Origin of the sequence: Escherichia sp. E.sYA108 (assembly GCF_011754335.1) — a bacterium.
In the GTDB taxonomy this organism is placed as follows: Bacteria; Pseudomonadota; Gammaproteobacteria; order Enterobacterales; family Enterobacteriaceae; genus Escherichia; species Escherichia coli.
Genome location: NZ_JAAQVZ010000001.1, coordinates 932507 through 949725, shown reverse-complemented (window position 1 = coordinate 949725; position 17219 = coordinate 932507). Strand labels below are relative to the sequence as shown.

Here is a 17219-nt window from a genome sequence, read left to right as displayed (position 1 = left end):
CCATCATGGAGGAAGCCACCTCTTGCAGTCATCTTTTCTTCGCTCTATCCTCTGCCGCTATGAAAACATCCCGTCTCCCTATCGCCATCCAACAGGCCGTTATGCGTCGCCTGCGGGAAAAACTCGCCCAGGCCAACCTGAAGCTCGGGCGTAACTACCCGGAGCCAAAACTCTCTTACACCCAGCGCGGAACCTCTGCCGGAACAGCCTGGCTGGAAAGCTATGAAATTCGCCTCAATCCCGTTTTGCTGTTGGAAAACAGTGAAGCCTTTATTGAAGAGGTAGTGCCACACGAACTGGCACATTTGCTGGTATGGAAACATTTCGGGCGCGTAGCGCCACATGGCAAAGAGTGGAAGTGGATGATGGAAAGCGTGCTGGGCGTTCCCGCCCGTCGTACGCATCAGTTCGAACTGCAATCCGTGCGCCGCAACACCTTCCCCTACCGCTGCAAGTGCCAGGAGCATCAGCTTACCGTACGCCGTCATAATCGCGTAGTTCGTGGCGAAGCCGTCTATCGCTGTGTTCACTGCGGCGAACAGCTGGTTGCGAAATAACCACCTGAACTATCAGGAACTTTCCTGATCTGGCTGATTGCATACCAAAACAACTTTCGCTACGTTGCTGGCTCGTTTTAACACGGAGTAAGTGATGTACCGTTATTTGTCTATTGCTGCGGTGGTACTGAGCACAGCATTTTCCGGCCCGGCATTGGCCGAAGGTATCAATAGTTTTTCTCAAGCGAAAGCCGCGGCGGTAAAAGTCCACGCTGACGCGCCCGGTACGTTTTATTGCGGATGTAAAATTAACTGGCAGGGCAAAAAAGGCGTTGTTGATCTGCAATCGTGCGGCTATCAGGTGCGAAAAAATGAAAACCGTGCCAGCCGCGTAGAGTGGGAACACGTCGTTCCTGCCTGGCAATTCGGTCACCAGCGCCAGTGCTGGCAGGACGGTGGACGTAAAAATTGCGCCAAAGATCCGGTCTATCGCAAGATGGAAAGCGATATGCATAACCTGCAGCCGTCAGTCGGTGAGGTGAATGGCGATCGCGGCAACTTTATGTACAGCCAGTGGAATGGCGGTGAAGGCCAGTACGGTCAATGCGCCATGAAGGTCGATTTCAAAGAAAAAGTTGCCGAGCCACCAGCGCGTGCACGCGGTGCCATTGCGCGCACCTACTTCTATATGCGTGACCAATACAACCTGACACTCTCTCGTCAGCAAACGCAGCTGTTCAACGCATGGGACAAGATGTATCCAGTTACCGACTGGGAGTGCGAGCGTGATGAACGCATCGCGAAGGTGCAGGGCAATCATAACCCGTATGTGCAACGCGCTTGCCAGGCGCGAAAGAGCTAACCTACACTAGCGGGATTCTTTTTGTTAACCCCTACCCCACGCGTACAACCGCGTGGGGAGACGACGCGGATTTTTAACTATGCGTATCCCCCGCATTTATCATCCTGAACCACTGACCAGCCATTCTCACATCGCGCTTTGCGAAGATGCCGCCAACCATATCGGGCGCGTACTGCGTATGGGGCCGGGACAGGCGCTGCAATTGTTTGACGGCAGCAACCAGGTCTTTGACGCCGAAATTACCAGCGCCAGCAAAAAAAGCGTGGAAGTGAAGGTGCTGGAAGGCCAGATCGACGATCGCGAATCTCCGCTGCATATTCACCTCGGTCAGGTGATGTCGCGTGGTGAAAAAATGGAATTTACTATCCAGAAATCGATCGAACTCGGTGTAAGCCTCATTACGCCACTTTTTTCTGAGCGCTGCGGCGTTAAACTGGATAGTGAACGTCTGAACAAGAAGCTCCAGCAGTGGCAGAAGATTGCAATTGCTGCCTGTGAGCAGTGTGGCCGTAACCGGGTGCCGGAAATCCGTCCAGCGATGGATCTGGAAGCCTGGTGTGCAGAGCAGGATGAAGGACTGAAACTGAATCTTCACCCGCGCGCCAGTAACAGCATCAATACGTTGCCGTTACCGGTCGAACGCGTCCGCCTGCTGATTGGCCCGGAAGGCGGTTTATCGGCAGATGAAATTGCCATGACTGCCCGCTATCAATTTACTGATATCCTGTTGGGACCTCGCGTTTTGCGTACTGAGACAACTGCGCTCACCGCCATTACCGCGCTACAAGTGCGTTTTGGCGATTTGGGCTAACGGAGAAGAATAATGATCAAGCTCGGCATCGTGATGGACCCCATCGCAAACATCAACATCAAGAAAGATTCCAGTTTCGCTATGTTGCTGGAAGCACAGCGTCGTGGTTACGAACTTCACTATATGGAGATGGCCGATCTCTATTTGATCAATGGTGAGGCTCGCGCTCGTACCCGTACTTTGAGCGTCGAACAGAACTACGATAAATGGTACGAGTTCACGGGTGAGCAGGATCTGCCGCTGGCCGATCTCGATGTGATCCTGATGCGTAAAGACCCGCCGTTTGATACCGAGTTTATCTACGCGACCTATATTCTGGAACGTGCCGAAGATAAAGGGACGCTGATCGTTAACAAGCCGCAGAGCCTGCGCGATTGTAACGAAAAACTGTTCACTGCCTGGTTCTCTGACTTAACACCAGAAACGCTGGTCACACGCAATAAAGCGCAGCTAAAAGCTTTCTGGGAAAAACACAGCGACATCATTCTTAAGCCGCTGGACGGTATGGGCGGCGCGTCGATTTTCCGCGTGAAAGAAGGCGATCCAAACCTCGGCGTGATTGCCGAAACCCTGACTGAGCATGGCACTCGCTACTGCATGGCGCAAAATTACCTGCCAGCCATTAAAGATGGCGACAAACGCGTGCTGGTGGTAGATGGCGAGCCGGTACCGTACTGCCTGGCGCGTATTCCGCAGGGGGGCGAAACCCGTGGCAATCTGGCTGCCGGTGGTCGCGGTGAACCTCGTCCGCTGACGGAAAGTGACTGGAAAATCGCCCGTCAGATCGGGCCGACGCTGAAAGAAAAAGGGCTGATTTTTGTTGGTCTGGATATCATCGGCGACCGTCTGACTGAAATTAACGTCACCAGCCCAACCTGTATTCGTGAGATTGAAGCAGAGTTTCCGGTGTCGATCACCGGAATGTTAATGGATGCCATCGAAGCACGTTTACAGCAGCAGTAACCCACCTTAGCGAGAAGGATCTCGTTGAGACTCTGAGTGACAGCGCCCTTCTTTCCACGCATACTGGGCGCTGTTGCTTTTTTGAACCAGGAAACAGAACCTCTGACAATGAATTTACAGCATCACTTTCTTATTGCCATGCCTGCTCTCCAGGATCCGATTTTCCGTCGTTCCGTGGTCTACATTTGCGAACATAATACCAATGGTGCAATGGGGATCATCGTCAACAAGCCGCTGGAAAATCTCAAAATTGAAGGGATTCTGGAAAAGCTGAAGATCACGCCGGAGCCGCGTGATGAATCAATCCGTCTGGATAAACCGGTTATGCTCGGCGGTCCGCTGGCTGAAGATCGCGGGTTTATTTTGCATACTCCGCCCTCCAATTTTGCTTCCAGCATTCGCATTTCAGACAACACAGTGATGACCACTTCCCGCGATGTGCTGGAAACGCTCGGCACCGATAAACAACCGTCTGACGTATTGGTGGCTCTGGGTTATGCCTCCTGGGAGAAAGGTCAACTGGAACAAGAAATTCTCGATAACGCGTGGCTAACGGCCCCGGCAGATCTGAATATTCTGTTCAAAACGCCGATTGCCGACCGCTGGCGCGAGGCGGCAAAACTGATTGGTGTGGATATTCTCACCATGCCTGGTGTGGCAGGACACGCCTGATGAGTGGAACCTTACTCGCCTTCGACTTCGGCACCAAAAGCATTGGCGTAGCGGTCGGCCAACGCATTACCGGCACCGCTCGCCCTTTGCCTGCAATTAAAGCGCAGGACGGTACGCCGGACTGGAACATTATCGAGCGTTTACTGAAAGAGTGGCAGCCGGACGAAATCATCGTCGGTTTGCCGCTGAATATGGACGGCACCGAACAGCCGTTAACCGCCAGAGCGCGTAAATTTGCCAACCGTATTCATGGTCGTTTCGGTGTTGAAGTAAAGCTCCATGACGAGCGTCTTAGCACCGTGGAGGCACGTTCCGGTCTGTTTGAACAGGGCGGCTATCGGGCGCTCAACAAAGGCAAAGTCGACTCTGCCTCTGCGGTTATTATTCTCGAAAGCTATTTCGAGCAGGAATATTAAGGCGATTTACTAGCGCACAGATTTCTGACAATGTGCTCGTTGTTTCATGTTGGATGCGGCGTAAACGCCTTATCCAACCTACAGTGAGTGCGAATTCAAAGTTACGCTTCCCTTGTAGGCCCGATAAGCTTGCGCATCGGGCATATTTACAATTCGTATCAGACACAGCAACGTCACAAGCGCCCTTCTTTCACCCGCTGCTGATAACTCTGCTGAAACGTTATCATCCCCACCTGCTGCCCGGTTTGAATAACATGCGGTAACTGGTGGGTTTTCCCTTCACGAATCAAATTCCCCACCGCGGGTGTGTTAATCAGTAATTCAAACAGCGCCACGCGTCCTTCCTGTTTATCCACTTCCAGTTTTTGTGACAACACTGCCCGTAAACTACCTGCCAGTTGATTACGCACGGGATCTTTTTCCTGCGCAGGAAATGAATCCACCAGTCGCTCAACTGCCTGCGCTGCGCCGCGCGTGTGTAATGTCGCCAGCACCAGATGCCCGGTTTCTGCCGCCGTCAGCGCCAGACGGATTGTCTCGCTATCACGCAGCTCTCCGAGCAAAATCACATCAGGATCTTCCCGCAATGCAGCCCGCAATCCCGATGTGAAAGTCATACAGTGCAAACCAATCTCCCGCTGCTGGATCAAACATCGCTGACTGGTATAGAGATATTCCACAGGATCTTCCAGCGTCAGAATATGCGCATCGGCATGTTGATTGAGATAGCCAACCATCGCCGCCAGCGTGGTAGATTTGCCGCTCCCCGTCGCCCCCGTCACCAGAATCAGGCCATTCTCGCTCTTGAGTAATTCCGGCAATACCGGTGGTGCGCCAAGCTGTTCGAGCTGCGGGCAGTGCGAAGGTAACAGCCGTAACGCCAGAGAAATACCTTGCCGTTGTGCGAACGCACTGCCGCGCAATCGCTGGTTTTCCGCCAGCGACACAGCAAAATCCAGCTGACCATTCTCCAGCAATATTGCCCGCTGATCGTCATCCAGCCACTCCCGCAGTAGCTCTTCGACGTCCGGCGCATCAAACGGCGCAGCTTCCATTCTGCCGCGTATGCGCCATCGTGCGGGCCAGGCGCTGCACAGGTGTAGATCCGAGACGTTATGCTTTACACTAAGGGCCACAATTTCTTCCATATTCATACTAAGATCCTCGGAAAATGAACGATATTGCGCATAACCTGGCACAGGTCCGGGACAAAATCTCAGCGGCTGCAACGCGTTGCGGCCGTTCTCCAGAAGAAATTACGCTGCTTGCAGTCAGTAAAACAAAACCTGCGAGCGCCATCGCAGAAGCCATTGATGCCGGGCAGCGTCAATTTGGTGAAAACTACGTTCAGGAAGGGGTAGATAAAATTCGCCACTTTCAGGAACTGGGCGTAACAGGATTAGAATGGCATTTTATTGGCCCGTTGCAGTCTAATAAAAGCCGCCTGGTGGCAGAGCATTTCGACTGGTGTCATACCATCGACCGTTTGCGCATCGCTACCCGCCTGAACGACCAGCGCCCGGCAGAACTTCCCCCTCTTAACGTACTGATTCAAATTAACATTAGTGATGAAAACAGTAAGTCCGGGATTCAACTGGCTGAACTGGACGAGCTGGCAGCTGCGGTCGCTGAACTACCGCGTTTACGTCTGCGCGGGCTGATGGCAATCCCTGCGCCTGAGTCAGAATATGTAAGGCAGTTTGAAGTTGCACGCCAAATGGCTGTAGCATTTGCCGGACTGAAAACGCGCTACCCGCATATCGACACGCTCTCTCTGGGAATGTCGGACGATATGGAAGCCGCCATTGCGGCAGGTAGCACGATGGTTCGTATCGGCACTGCAATTTTTGGTGCGCGTGATTACTCTAAAAAATAAGGAATTAAAGGAACGCCATGAATACGTTGACTTTCCTGCTTTCAACGGTCATTGAGCTGTATACCATGGTGCTGTTATTACGCATCTGGATGCAGTGGGCTCATTGTGATTTTTACAACCCCTTCTCACAGTTTGTAGTGAAGGTAACGCAGCCGATTATCGGGCCACTGCGCCGCGTTATTCCGGCAATGGGCCCCATTGATAGCGCCTCGCTGCTGGTTGCCTATATTCTCAGTTTCATTAAAGCCATCGTGCTGTTTAAAGTGGTGACCTTCCTGCCAATCATTTGGATTGCCGGTTTATTGATTCTGCTGAAAACCATCGGCCTGCTGATTTTCTGGGTCCTGCTGGTGATGGCGATTATGAGCTGGGTAAGCCAGGGTCGTAGCCCGATTGAATACGTGCTGATTCAGCTGGCCGATCCGCTGCTGCGCCCGATTCGCCGCTTGCTACCGGCAATGGGTGGGATTGATTTCTCGCCGATGATCCTCGTTCTGCTGCTGTATGTCATCAATATGGGTGTCGCAGAAGTCTTGCAGGCGACCGGAAATATGCTGCTGCCGGGGCTGTGGATGGCGTTATGAGTGCCGTAACAGTTAATGATGACGGTCTGGTTTTACGGCTCTATATTCAGCCGAAAGCCAGCCGTGATTCTATTGTCGGTTTACATGGCGACGAGGTAAAAGTCGCCATTACCGCGCCGCCGGTTGACGGCCAGGCCAACAGCCATCTGGTGAAGTTTCTCGGTAAGCAATTCCGGGTTGCCAAAAGCCAGGTGGTGATTGAAAAAGGCGAACTTGGCCGCCACAAACAAATTAAAATCATTAATCCGCAACAAATCCCGCCAGAAATCGCGGCGTTAATTAATTAGGTATCCTATGCAAAAAGTTGTCCTCGCAACCGGCAATGCCGGTAAAGTGCGTGAGCTGGCGTCGCTGCTTAGCGACTTCGGTCTTGATATCGTGGCCCAAACAGACCTCGGCGTAGATTCCGCTGAAGAAACCGGCCTGACCTTTATCGAAAACGCGATTCTGAAAGCGCGCCATGCGGCAAAAGTGACCGGTTTACCGGCAATTGCCGACGACTCCGGTCTGGCGGTAGATGCGCTGGGTGGCGCGCCGGGTATTTACTCCGCGCGTTATTCCGGTGAAGACGCGACCGATCAAAAGAATCTGCAAAAACTGCTGGAAACAATGAAAGACGTACCGGACGACCAACGTCAGGCGCGTTTCCACTGCGTGCTGGTATATCTGCGTCACGCGGAAGATCCCACTCCGCTGGTATGCCACGGTAGCTGGCCAGGCGTGATTACTCGTGAACCAGCGGGCACTGGTGGCTTTGGTTATGATCCAATCTTCTTCGTACCTTCCGAAGGGAAAACCGCTGCCGAACTGACCCGCGAAGAAAAGAGCGCCATTTCCCACCGTGGTCAGGCGTTGAAACTGCTGCTGGACGCTTTACGTAATGGTTAAATTACCGCCGCTGAGTCTCTACATTCACATCCCGTGGTGCGTGCAGAAATGCCCGTACTGCGATTTCAACTCTCACGCGTTGAAAGGAGAAGTGCCGCACGACGATTATGTTCAGCATCTGCTTAACGATCTGGACAACGATGTGGCTTACGCTCAGGGCCGTGAAGTGCAGACAATCTTTATTGGCGGTGGTACGCCGAGCCTGCTTTCCGGCCCGGCGATGCAAACGCTGCTGGACGGCGTGCGTGCGCGTTTGCCGCTGACAGCGGATGCAGAAATTACGATGGAAGCGAACCCTGGTACGGTTGAAGCCGATCGCTTTGTCGATTATCAGCGTGCTGGTGTGAACCGCATCTCTATTGGTGTGCAGAGTTTTAGCGAAGAAAAGCTGAAACGACTTGGGCGCATTCATGGCCCGCAAGAAGCGAAACGAGCTGCGAAGCTGGCGAGCGGTTTAGGGTTACGTAGCTTTAACCTTGATTTGATGCATGGGCTGCCGGATCAATCACTGGAAGAGGCGCTAGGCGATCTGCGCCAGGCTATTGAACTGAATCCGCCGCATCTTTCCTGGTATCAACTGACCATCGAACCTAATACGCTGTTTGGCTCTCGCCCACCGGTGCTGCCGGACGACGATGCGTTGTGGGATATATTCGAACAGGGGCATCAGTTATTAACCGCAGCGGGTTATCAGCAATATGAAACTTCCGCTTACTCCAAACCCGGTTATCAGTGCCAGCACAATCTCAACTACTGGCGCTTTGGTGACTACATTGGTATTGGCTGCGGCGCGCACGGCAAAGTGACCTTCCCGGATGGGCGCATTCTGCGTACCACCAAAACGCGTCATCCGCGTGGTTTTATGCAGGGAAGATATCTGGAAAGCCAGCGTGATGTCGAAGCTGCAGATAAACCGTTTGAGTTCTTTATGAATCGCTTCCGTCTGCTGGAAGCCGCGCCGCGCGTGGAGTTTAGCCAGTATACTGGCCTTTCTGAAGAAGTTATTCGCCCACAGTTAGAAGAGGCTATCGCTCAGGGTTATCTCACAGAATGTGCAGATTACTGGCAGATAACGGAACATGGGAAGTTGTTTTTAAATTCGTTGCTGGAGCTTTTTCTGGCGGAGTAAATTTGTATTGCCGGATGCGGCGTGCGTGTACGCAGCATCCGGCAACAACTCATGCGTCATCGCAAAAATTACTTAATCACCCCATTGCGCCGCAGTTGTTCGGTATCTTTTTTCCAGCGTTCATTAGCCTGGTTGATATCGTCAATTTTCATCAAAATCGCGACTTTTTTACTGTTTATTTCTGAAACTTTCATCGTTAACGGATATTGCCCTTTCTCGAGCGTTATCCAGTCATCCTGCAATTTACGGCTAAGTTTTTGTGATTGCAGAAAAGTCTGTCGCCGTTGTTCGTTGATATCAAAATCTCGTTTCTGCTGAATTGGCACTTCATAACACTCTTCACTCTGTTTATGACATGCCGCAATCGCCGGTTGATAAACCTCTTTGTCATATTTAACCGCGAACGCCTCACTATCGTTCTGTTTATTAAAATCATCACGCTGTTGGTGAATTTTTTTAAAGGCGTCTTCGCGGGTCATTTGCTTACCGTTTGCATCTTTTCCCCAATATGCATCCGCTGCTTTCTGCGCCGCCACCATTTGCTTATCAAGCGCTTTTACATCCTTTTTCAGTGCAGGAATCGAGTTATTCTGGTTATTCAACGCAGACTCAAGCTGACTAAAGCGATAATTGAAATCTTCGCTATTCACGATCAGATATTTATTATTCGTTTTGATATCGTCAACCACCCGCCCACGATCGCTGGCTGCCGCCTGAAAAGAGTAAAAGTTCACCGACCAGCCAGACGCGGGCGTTCCTTTACTGGTTAACATCGCCGAGAATTTCACCGGTTTATCTTTCGTCCAGGTCTGTTCGAGCAGCTCGTAATCTGCCAACTGACCGACCCAGGTATAGAGATCGTCACTGGAAGAGACATCGCCTTCCGCTGACCAGGTGGCCTGATTACCCTTAGCATCAAGATTTTTTAAGGTGATGACATCAAGCTTGAGAATGCCGTGATACTGCTTTTTGAATTGATCTTTTAAGATATTTTCAGTTGGCGGTTCACCATCTGCCCAGACATTACCAGTCATCAACATAAACAGCGCCGTACCAACAATCCATTGCTTTTTCACCCGAAAACCCTCGCGCGGAATAATTTATTCCGGTGATTATCATTAGGGTAATAAAAATTGGCAATGGACGTGAGTCTGAAGTGAATAAGCCCCGGCACGATACCGGGGCGAAGTGATTAGTACTGATTGAAGATCTGCTGGATCTGCTGCGGATCTTTAGTTTGCGTCAGAGCCAGTTGCAGCAGAACGCGCGCTTTTTGCGGGTTCAACATGCCGGAGGCGACGAAGCCGTATTTCGCATCATCCACTTCGGCATCCTGAGTGGTAGCGCCCGTCGGTACGCGGGAAGAACGCACTACTGCAGTGCCGTTTTTCGCAGCGGTTGCAAGGGTGTCAAATACGGTTTTATACAGGTTGCCGTTACCCACGCCAGCGCTAACGATGCCATCATAGCCCGCATCTACCAGTGCTTTAGCCGGAAGATCGGATGCGTTAGCGTAGTTATAAACAATGCCGACTTTCGGCAGTTCATTCAGCTTAGAGACATCGAACGGCGTGTCGCTGGTGTGCTTACGTGCCGGGGTACGTTGGTAGTCAATCTTACCGTTGTGAATGTAACCCAGAGGACCGTAGTTAACAGACTTGAAGGTCGCTACATCGGTGGTGTTGGTTTTGGTGACATCACGGCCATCAAGCACGGTGTCGTTCATCACTACCAGTACGCCACGATTAGCGGAGGCTTTATCAGCTGCGGTCACTACCGCGTTATACAGGTTGAATGGACCGTCTGCGCTCATAGACGTGGACGGGCGCATTGCACCGACCATCACCACCGGTTTGTCGCATTTCACCGTCAGGTCGAGGAAGTAAGCGGTTTCTTCCATCGTGTCGGTACCGTGGGTAATGACGAAGCCGTCAGTTTTATCGCAGTCGGTGTTAATTTTTTTCGCCAGTGTCAGCCAGACATCATCGTTCATGTCCTGGGAGCCAATATTCACTACCTGCTCGCCTTTAACGTTCGCAATGTCCTTCAGTTGCGGCACCGCATTAACCAGATTTTCTACGCCAACTTTACCCGCTGTGTAGTTAGATTTGGTTGCGGAGTCACCACCACCGGCAATGGTCCCGCCGGTTGCTAAAATGGTGATATTGGGTAATGCCAATGCTGCACCACTAAAACCCATAACCAGTGCGGCAAGTGCCGTCTTTTTGAAAAACTCCATTTCATTCCTCCAGTTACGTGAACGCTACGCATTATCCCTTAGCTTTGCATGGGAAATTTGACGTTAAACAATTTACAACGTGAATATATTTTGGAGATCTACAAAGTTAGAGGCAGGTAACAAAACGAAGAATTAAACGGCATAAAAAAGTATTATGCCGTCTTAAAATAGAGGATTATTTTAAATTCCCGACCAGGGCTTTGCGGCTATCTTCCAGAGTCACAACGCGGCTACAAACATCTTTGCCAAACTGCTGGAAATCTTTTTCCTGCTTTTTCCACTCGGTTTGGATTGAGGATTGCAGGCCGCCCAGGCTTCCCAGCACGTTCTGTAATGGGTTACCGCCGCTTTTCAGCACCGCTTTCGCGCCCATTTCATTAATGCTGTCCTGTAAAATTCCGCCCATTGCCTGATTCACTAATTGCTGGCCTTCGGCACGAACCTGATCAATGGCTTTATAGTGAAACGTCAGGCCATCGCTGCGCGTTTCGATAATGCGGTTCATCTGCTCTTTCAGCTGCGCATCAAGTTTGGTCAGACGGCTGCGCATTTTGCTGCTTTCGCCCATCTCCTGAACGATAATTTTATCCAGCGCAATACGAGCTTTCTCGACGCGGCTTTTCGCGCCTTCATCAATCCACGGCAGGGTGCTACGTAGTTCAGCCTGATAATCCTTCGCCTGCTCGCGCTGGGCGGCATTCAGGGAATATTGCTTACCGTTATACATCACGTTGCCGTCTGGCGTGATCACCAGATTGCCGTTTTCGCCCTTCACCTGCACGGTTTGCGGGCTGACAATCACATCGTCACGCGGCGTGACGCTGCACTGGTAGTCGGCGTGAGCGGTCATTGCCGTCACTGAAAGTGCTGCCGCCAGCAGCATTTTGCGCATCATAGTCTTCCCTCAAGAACAAATCAGGCCAGCATTTGCTGGCCCCAGATTGATAACAAAGTGCGCGTTTTCCATGCCGGATGCGGCGTAAACGCCTTATCCGGCCTACTCGATCGTGCATCTTTGTAGGCCTGATAAGCGTAGCACATCAGGCAGTTTTGCATTTGTCATCGCCCGTATGCTTTCTTAGTCCCACCAAACGTCGAAAAGTTCGCTGGTGCGTACCTCTTCCAGTTTGCGTTCTTCCAGCCACTTACGCACAATCGCCTGATGTTCTTCGGTGCATTTGCCGATTTCCTGCATGCAGATCAGACCTTCCCAGGCCAGATAACCGCTGCCGTCAAAGGCCAGTTTGTTCGGTTCGATAACCTCGTTAATAAAGTCATCAACGGTTTTATCAATCTGTTCTTCCGATGTACCTTCCGGGAATCGCCATGCCACCGAAAATCCTAATTCCTGGAATTCGTCGATGTGCATTTTTTTACGCAGACGACGGCTACGGTTCTTTGCCATTATTTCACCCTCTCGAACATTAAGTCCCATACTCCGTGACCAAGACGATGACCACGTTGTTCAAATTTCGTCACCGGACGTGATGCCGGACGCGGTACGTAATCATTGCTCTCTGACAGGTTTTTATAACCGTCAATAGAAGACATCACTTCAAGCATATGTTCCGCATAAGGTTCCCAGTCGGTCGCCATATGGAATATGCCCCCCAGCTGCAGTTTGCTTTTTACCAGCTCGGCAAACGGCACCTGAACGATACGGCGTTTATTATGGCGCGCTTTGTGCCACGGGTCAGGGAAAAAGAGCTGCACCATGCGCAATGAATTGTCAGGAATCATTTTATGCAGCACTTCAACCGCATCGTGACACATCACGCGCAGGTTGCTTAAGCCCTCTTCATGCGCAGAAGACAGGCACGCACCAACGCCCGGTGAATGCACTTCAATGCCGAGGAAGTCCTGCTCGGGGCGATCTTTAGCCATTGCCACCAACGACGCGCCCATGCCAAAACCAATCTCAAGCGTCACCGGCGCTTCACGGCCAAAAAGCGCAGGGAAATCCAGCATATCTTCGCTGAACTCAACGCCCATCACCGGCCAGTAGTTTTCCAGCGCATGTTCCTGGCCTTTGGTCAGTCGCCCCTGGCGGCGCACAAAACTACGGATACGGCGCAGCGGGCGGCCGTTTTCATCAAATTCCGGTGAGATGACGTCGTTTTTCATAAAGATTTAGTCGCTTGTGAAAGTGTTCTGAAAACGGGCATTATCCAAAGTTAGTTGCCGGATGCAAGCATGATAAGGCCGTGGCTGCGGAAAGTTCCGGTTTACACCCTGCCGTCGCTGTGCTGCAATCTTGCCCCCAACAACAGTGAATTCGGTGACCATGCAAGCGTCGCAATTTTCAGCCCAGGTTCTGGACTGGTACGATAAATACGGGCGGAAAACGCTGCCCTGGCAAATTGACAAGACGCCCTACAAAGTATGGCTCTCAGAAGTGATGTTGCAACAAACTCAGGTTGCGACCGTTATCCCCTATTTTGAACGCTTTATGGTGCGCTTCCCAACGGTGACCGATCTCGCCAATGCGCCGCTCGACGAAGTTCTCCACTTGTGGACCGGGCTTGGCTATTACGCCCGAGCGCGCAATCTGCATAAAGCGGCACAACAAGTGGCGGCCTTACACGGCGGTAAATTCCCGGAAACCTTTGAGGAAGTTGCAGTACTGCCGGGCGTCGGGCGTTCCACCGCAGGCGCGATTCTCTCGCTTTCTCTGGGTAAGCACTTTCCGATTCTCGACGGTAACGTCAAACGCGTGCTGGCGCGCTGCTATGCTGTAAGCGGCTGGCCCGGGAAAAAAGAGGTCGAGAATAAACTATGGAGTTTGAGCGAGCAGGTGACGCCCGCGGTTGGCGTGGAACGGTTTAACCAGGCGATGATGGATTTGGGCGCGATGATTTGTACGCGCTCTAAGCCGAAATGCTCGCTCTGTCCGCTACAAAACGGATGTATTGCCGCCGCCAACAATAGCTGGTCGCTTTATCCGGGCAAAAAACCGAAACAGACGCTGCCAGAGCGCACCGGCTACTTTTTGCTGTTACAGCACGAAGATGAAGTATTGCTGGCGCAGCGTCCGCCGAGCGGATTGTGGGGCGGTTTATACTGTTTCCCGCAGTTTGCCGATGAAGAAAGTTTGCGGCAGTGGCTGGCGCAACGACAGATTTCTGCCGATAACCTGACGCAGCTGACCGCGTTTCGGCATACCTTCAGCCATTTCCACTTAGATATTGTGCCTATGTGGCTTCCCGTGTCGTCATTCACCGGCTGCATGGATGAAGACAATGCGCTCTGGTATAACTTAGCGCAACCGCCGTCAGTTGGCCTGGCGGCTCCCGTGGAGCGTTTGTTACAGCAGTTACGCACTGGCGCGCCGGTTTAGCGCGTGAGTCGATAAAGAGGATGATTTATGAGCAGAACGATTTTTTGTACTTTCCTGCAACGTGAAGCAGAAGGTCAGGATTTTCAGCTGTACCCCGGCGAACTGGGAAAACGCATCTATAACGAGATCTCCAAAGAAGCCTGGGCGCAGTGGCAGCACAAACAAACCATGCTGATTAATGAAAAGAAACTCAACATGATGAATGCCGAGCACCGCAAGCTGCTGGAGCAGGAGATGGTCAACTTCCTGTTCGAGGGTAAAGAGGTGCATATCGAGGGCTTTACGCCGGAAGATAAAAAATAAAAACAGTGCCGGAGCACGCCTCCGGCAACTTGCATAAAAACAAACACAACACGCACCCGGAATGATGAAAAAATATCTCGCGCTGGCTTTGATTGCGCCGTTGCTCATCTCCTGTTCGACGACCAAAAAAGGCGATACCTATAACGAAGCCTGGGTCAAAGATACCAACGGTTTTGATATTCTGATGGGGCAATTTGCCCACAATATTGAGAACATCTGGGGCTTCAAAGAGGTGGTGATCGCCGGTCCTAAGGACTACGTGAAATACACCGATCAATATCAGACCCGCAGCCACATCAACTTCGATGACGGTACGATTACTATCGAAACCATCGCCGGGACAGAACCTGCCGCGCATTTGCGCCGGGCAATAATCAAAACGTTGCTGATGGGGGACGATCCGAGTTCGGTCGATCTCTATTCCGACGTTGATGATATTACGATTTCGAAAGAACCTTTCCTTTACGGTCAGGTGGTGGACAACACCGGGCAGCCGATTCGCTGGGAAGGTCGCGCGAGCAACTTCGCGGATTATCTGCTGAAAAACCGCCTGAAGAGCCGCAGCAACGGGCTGCGTATCATCTACAGCGTCACCATTAACATGGTGCCGAACCACCTTGATAAACGTGCGCACAAATATCTCGGTATGGTCCGCCAGGCGTCACGCAAATATGGCGTTGATGAGTCGCTGATTCTGGCAATTATGCAGACTGAATCTTCCTTTAACCCGTATGCGGTCAGCCGTTCCGATGCGCTGGGATTAATGCAGGTGGTACAACATACTGCCGGGAAAGATGTGTTCCGCTCGCAGGGGAAATCCGGCACGCCGAGCCGCAGTTTCTTGTTTGATCCTGCCAGCAATATTGATACCGGCACCGCGTATCTGGCGATGCTGAACAACGTTTATCTCGGCGGAATTGATAACCCAACATCGCGGCGTTATGCCGTCATCACCGCCTATAACGGCGGCGCAGGCAGCGTGCTGCGAGTCTTTTCGAATGATAAGATTCAGGCTGCCAATATTATTAACACCATGACGCCGGGCGATGTTTATCAGACGCTGACGACCCGCCATCCCTCTGCGGAATCTCGCCGTTATCTTTATAAAGTGAATACCGCGCAAAAATCTTACCGCCGCCGATAATTCCACTAACCGCCCCTGACGATGCTCAGGGGTAAAAATGTTATCTACATCACAATTTCGTTTTGCAAATTGGGAATGTTTGCAATTATTTGCCACAGGTAACAAAAAACCAGTCCGCGAAGTTGATAGAATCGCATCATCTCGCACGGTCAAATGTGCTTTTTCAAACACTCATCCGCATCACGATGTGAGGAAATTAACATGAATCTTAAGCTGCAGCTGAAAATCCTCTCTTTTCTGCAGTTCTGTCTGTGGGGAAGTTGGCTGACGACCCTCGGCTCCTATATGTTTGTTACCCTGAAGTTTGACGGTGCTTCTATCGGCGCAGTTTATAGCTCACTGGGTATCGCCGCGGTCTTTATGCCTGCGCTGCTGGGGATTGTGGCCGACAAATGGTTAAGTGCGAAATGGGTCTATGCCATTTGCCACACCATTGGCGCTATCACGCTGTTCATGGCGGCAGAGGTCACTACGCCGGAGGCGATGTTCCTTGTGATATTGATTAACTCGTTTGCTTATATGCCAACGCTTGGGTTAATCAACACCATCTCTTACTATCGCCTGCAAAATGCCGGGATGGATATCGTTACTGACTTCCCGCCAATCCGTATCTGGGGCACCATCGGCTTTATCATGGCAATGTGGGTGGTGAGCCTGTCCGGCTTCGAATTAAGCCACATGCAGCTGTATATTGGCGCAGCGCTTTCCGCCATTCTGGTTCTGTTTACCCTGACTCTGCCGCATATTCCGGTTGCTAAACAGCAAGCGAATCAGAGCTGGACAACCCTGCTGGGCCTCGATGCATTCGCGCTGTTTAAAAACAAGCGTATGGCAATCTTCTTCATCTTCTCAATGCTGCTGGGCGCGGAACTGCAGATTACCAACATGTTCGGTAATACCTTCCTGCACAGCTTCGACAAAGATCCGATGTTTGCCAGCAGCTTCATCGTGCAGCATGCGTCAATCATCATGTCGATTTCGCAGATCTCTGAAACCCTGTTCATTCTGACCATCCCGTTCTTCTTAAGCCGCTACGGTATTAAGAACGTAATGATGATCAGTATTGTGGCGTGGATCCTGCGTTTTGCTCTGTTTGCTTACGGCGACCCGACTCCGTTCGGTACTGTACTGCTGGTACTGTCGATGATCGTTTACGGTTGCGCATTCGACTTCTTCAACATCTCTGGTTCGGTGTTTGTCGAAAAAGAAGTTAGCCCGGCAATTCGCGCCAGCGCGCAGGGGATGTTCCTGATGATGACCAACGGCTTCGGCTGTATCCTCGGCGGCATCGTGAGCGGTAAAGTGGTTGAGATGTACACCCAAAACGGCATTACCGACTGGCAGACCGTATGGCTGATTTTCGCAGGTTACTCCGTGGTTCTGGCCTTCGCGTTCATGGCGATGTTCAAATATAAACACGTTCGTGTCCCGACAGGTACACAGACGGTTAGCCACTAATTACGCAAAGAAAAACGGGTCGCCAGAAGGTGACCCGTTT

Annotated in this window: 21 protein-coding genes; 15 read left to right on the top strand and 6 right to left on the bottom strand. The window is 51.6% G+C overall.

All coding sequences use genetic code 11. From position 1 onward, the window contains the following. The first annotated feature begins 59 nt into the window (after positions 1-59). From HBM92_RS04595 to ruvX, 6 genes are all read left to right on the top strand, one after another. A complete protein-coding gene (locus tag HBM92_RS04595) occupies positions 60-557 on the top strand; it encodes a SprT family zinc-dependent metalloprotease (protein ID WP_000858396.1) in 498 nt (165 codons plus the stop codon). 94 nt (positions 558-651) lie between these two features. Further along, entirely contained in the window at positions 652-1359 is a 708-nt protein-coding gene (gene endA / locus HBM92_RS04590) for a deoxyribonuclease I (RefSeq protein ID WP_001327408.1), read from the top strand. A 79-nt stretch (positions 1360-1438) separates the two neighbouring features. Further along, positions 1439-2170 (top strand): 16S rRNA (uracil(1498)-N(3))-methyltransferase, encoded by a 732-nt coding sequence (gene rsmE, locus HBM92_RS04585; RefSeq protein WP_001222509.1) that lies wholly within the window; start codon positions 1439-1441, stop codon positions 2168-2170. 12 nt (positions 2171-2182) lie between these two features. Beyond that, entirely contained in the window at positions 2183-3133 is a 951-nt protein-coding gene (gene gshB, locus HBM92_RS04580; protein WP_000593259.1) for a glutathione synthase, read from the top strand. Between the two features lie 108 nt (positions 3134-3241). After that, positions 3242-3805 carry a YqgE/AlgH family protein gene (locus HBM92_RS04575; protein ID WP_001053178.1) on the top strand — a complete coding sequence of 188 codons (564 nt, stop codon included), beginning with the start codon at positions 3242-3244 and terminating at the stop codon, positions 3803-3805. Further along, positions 3805-4221: a Holliday junction resolvase RuvX gene (gene ruvX / locus HBM92_RS04570; protein WP_000017105.1), complete on the top strand. Its 417-nt coding sequence runs from the start codon at positions 3805-3807 to the stop codon at positions 4219-4221. Before HBM92_RS04575 ends, ruvX begins: the two co-directional genes overlap by 1 nt. A gap of 173 nt (positions 4222-4394) precedes the next feature. Here the strand turns inward: ruvX and HBM92_RS04565 are convergent, their stop codons facing one another. Further along, complete coding sequence (locus tag HBM92_RS04565; protein WP_001443100.1) at positions 4395-5375, bottom strand: PilT/PilU family type 4a pilus ATPase; 981 nt, start codon at positions 5373-5375, stop codon at positions 4395-4397. A 17-nt stretch (positions 5376-5392) separates the two neighbouring features. Here HBM92_RS04565 and yggS point away from each other — a divergent pair, with 17 nt between their 5' ends. Genes yggS through hemW form a run of 5 tightly spaced genes read left to right on the top strand, consistent with a single transcriptional unit; the run spans position 5393 to position 8698 of the window. Further along, positions 5393-6097, top strand: coding sequence for a pyridoxal phosphate homeostasis protein (gene yggS / locus HBM92_RS04560; protein WP_000997795.1), 705 nt, complete (start codon positions 5393-5395; stop codon positions 6095-6097). Between the two features lie 17 nt (positions 6098-6114). Further along, positions 6115-6681 (top strand): osmotic shock tolerance protein YggT, encoded by a 567-nt coding sequence (yggT, locus tag HBM92_RS04555; RefSeq protein WP_001094831.1) that lies wholly within the window; start codon positions 6115-6117, stop codon positions 6679-6681. Beyond that, positions 6678-6968 carry a DUF167 family protein YggU gene (yggU, locus tag HBM92_RS04550; RefSeq protein ID WP_001277222.1) on the top strand — a complete coding sequence of 97 codons (291 nt, stop codon included), beginning with the start codon at positions 6678-6680 and terminating at the stop codon, positions 6966-6968. The genes yggT and yggU overlap by 4 nt, the downstream gene beginning before the upstream one ends. 7 nt (positions 6969-6975) lie before the next feature. Beyond that, positions 6976-7569 (top strand): XTP/dITP diphosphatase, encoded by a 594-nt coding sequence (locus HBM92_RS04545; protein WP_001174738.1) that lies wholly within the window; start codon positions 6976-6978, stop codon positions 7567-7569. Continuing rightward, the gene (gene hemW / locus HBM92_RS04540) at positions 7562-8698 is read left to right on the top strand and encodes a radical SAM family heme chaperone HemW (protein WP_000239974.1); all 1137 of its coding nucleotides are present in this window, start codon (positions 7562-7564) and stop codon (positions 8696-8698) included. Before HBM92_RS04545 ends, hemW begins: the two co-directional genes overlap by 8 nt. A 68-nt stretch (positions 8699-8766) precedes the next feature. Here hemW and HBM92_RS04535 read toward each other — a convergent pair whose 3' ends face one another. From HBM92_RS04535 to trmB, 5 genes are all read right to left on the bottom strand, one after another. Further along, complete coding sequence (locus HBM92_RS04535) at positions 8767-9774, bottom strand: DUF1202 family protein (RefSeq protein WP_000745192.1); 1008 nt, start codon at positions 9772-9774, stop codon at positions 8767-8769. A gap of 116 nt (positions 9775-9890) precedes the next feature. Next, positions 9891-10937: an L-asparaginase 2 gene (ansB, locus tag HBM92_RS04530; RefSeq protein WP_000394106.1), complete on the bottom strand. Its 1047-nt coding sequence runs from the start codon at positions 10935-10937 to the stop codon at positions 9891-9893. A gap of 175 nt (positions 10938-11112) precedes the next feature. After that, complete coding sequence (locus HBM92_RS04525; RefSeq protein WP_000984796.1) at positions 11113-11832, bottom strand: DUF2884 domain-containing protein; 720 nt, start codon at positions 11830-11832, stop codon at positions 11113-11115. 183 nt (positions 11833-12015) lie between these two features. Then, the gene (locus HBM92_RS04520) at positions 12016-12342 is read right to left on the bottom strand and encodes a YggL family protein (protein WP_001107565.1); all 327 of its coding nucleotides are present in this window, start codon (positions 12340-12342) and stop codon (positions 12016-12018) included. After that, a complete protein-coding gene (gene trmB / locus HBM92_RS04515; protein WP_000786915.1) occupies positions 12342-13061 on the bottom strand; it encodes a tRNA (guanosine(46)-N7)-methyltransferase TrmB in 720 nt (239 codons plus the stop codon). The genes HBM92_RS04520 and trmB overlap by 1 nt, the downstream gene beginning before the upstream one ends. Before the next feature lie 160 nt (positions 13062-13221). Here trmB and mutY point away from each other — a divergent pair, with 160 nt between their 5' ends. From mutY to nupG, 4 genes are all read left to right on the top strand, one after another. Continuing rightward, a complete protein-coding gene (mutY, locus tag HBM92_RS04510; RefSeq protein ID WP_001305316.1) occupies positions 13222-14274 on the top strand; it encodes an A/G-specific adenine glycosylase in 1053 nt (350 codons plus the stop codon). A 27-nt stretch (positions 14275-14301) separates the two neighbouring features. Continuing rightward, positions 14302-14577, top strand: coding sequence for an oxidative damage protection protein (locus HBM92_RS04505; RefSeq protein ID WP_000091699.1), 276 nt, complete (start codon positions 14302-14304; stop codon positions 14575-14577). A gap of 64 nt (positions 14578-14641) precedes the next feature. Continuing rightward, the gene (gene mltC, locus HBM92_RS04500; RefSeq protein ID WP_000760323.1) at positions 14642-15721 is read left to right on the top strand and encodes a membrane-bound lytic murein transglycosylase MltC; all 1080 of its coding nucleotides are present in this window, start codon (positions 14642-14644) and stop codon (positions 15719-15721) included. 201 nt (positions 15722-15922) lie between these two features. Further along, on the top strand, positions 15923-17179 hold the full coding sequence (gene nupG / locus HBM92_RS04495) for a nucleoside permease NupG (protein ID WP_001298251.1): 1257 nt from the start codon (positions 15923-15925) through the stop codon (positions 17177-17179). The last annotated feature ends 40 nt before the right edge of the window (positions 17180-17219 follow it).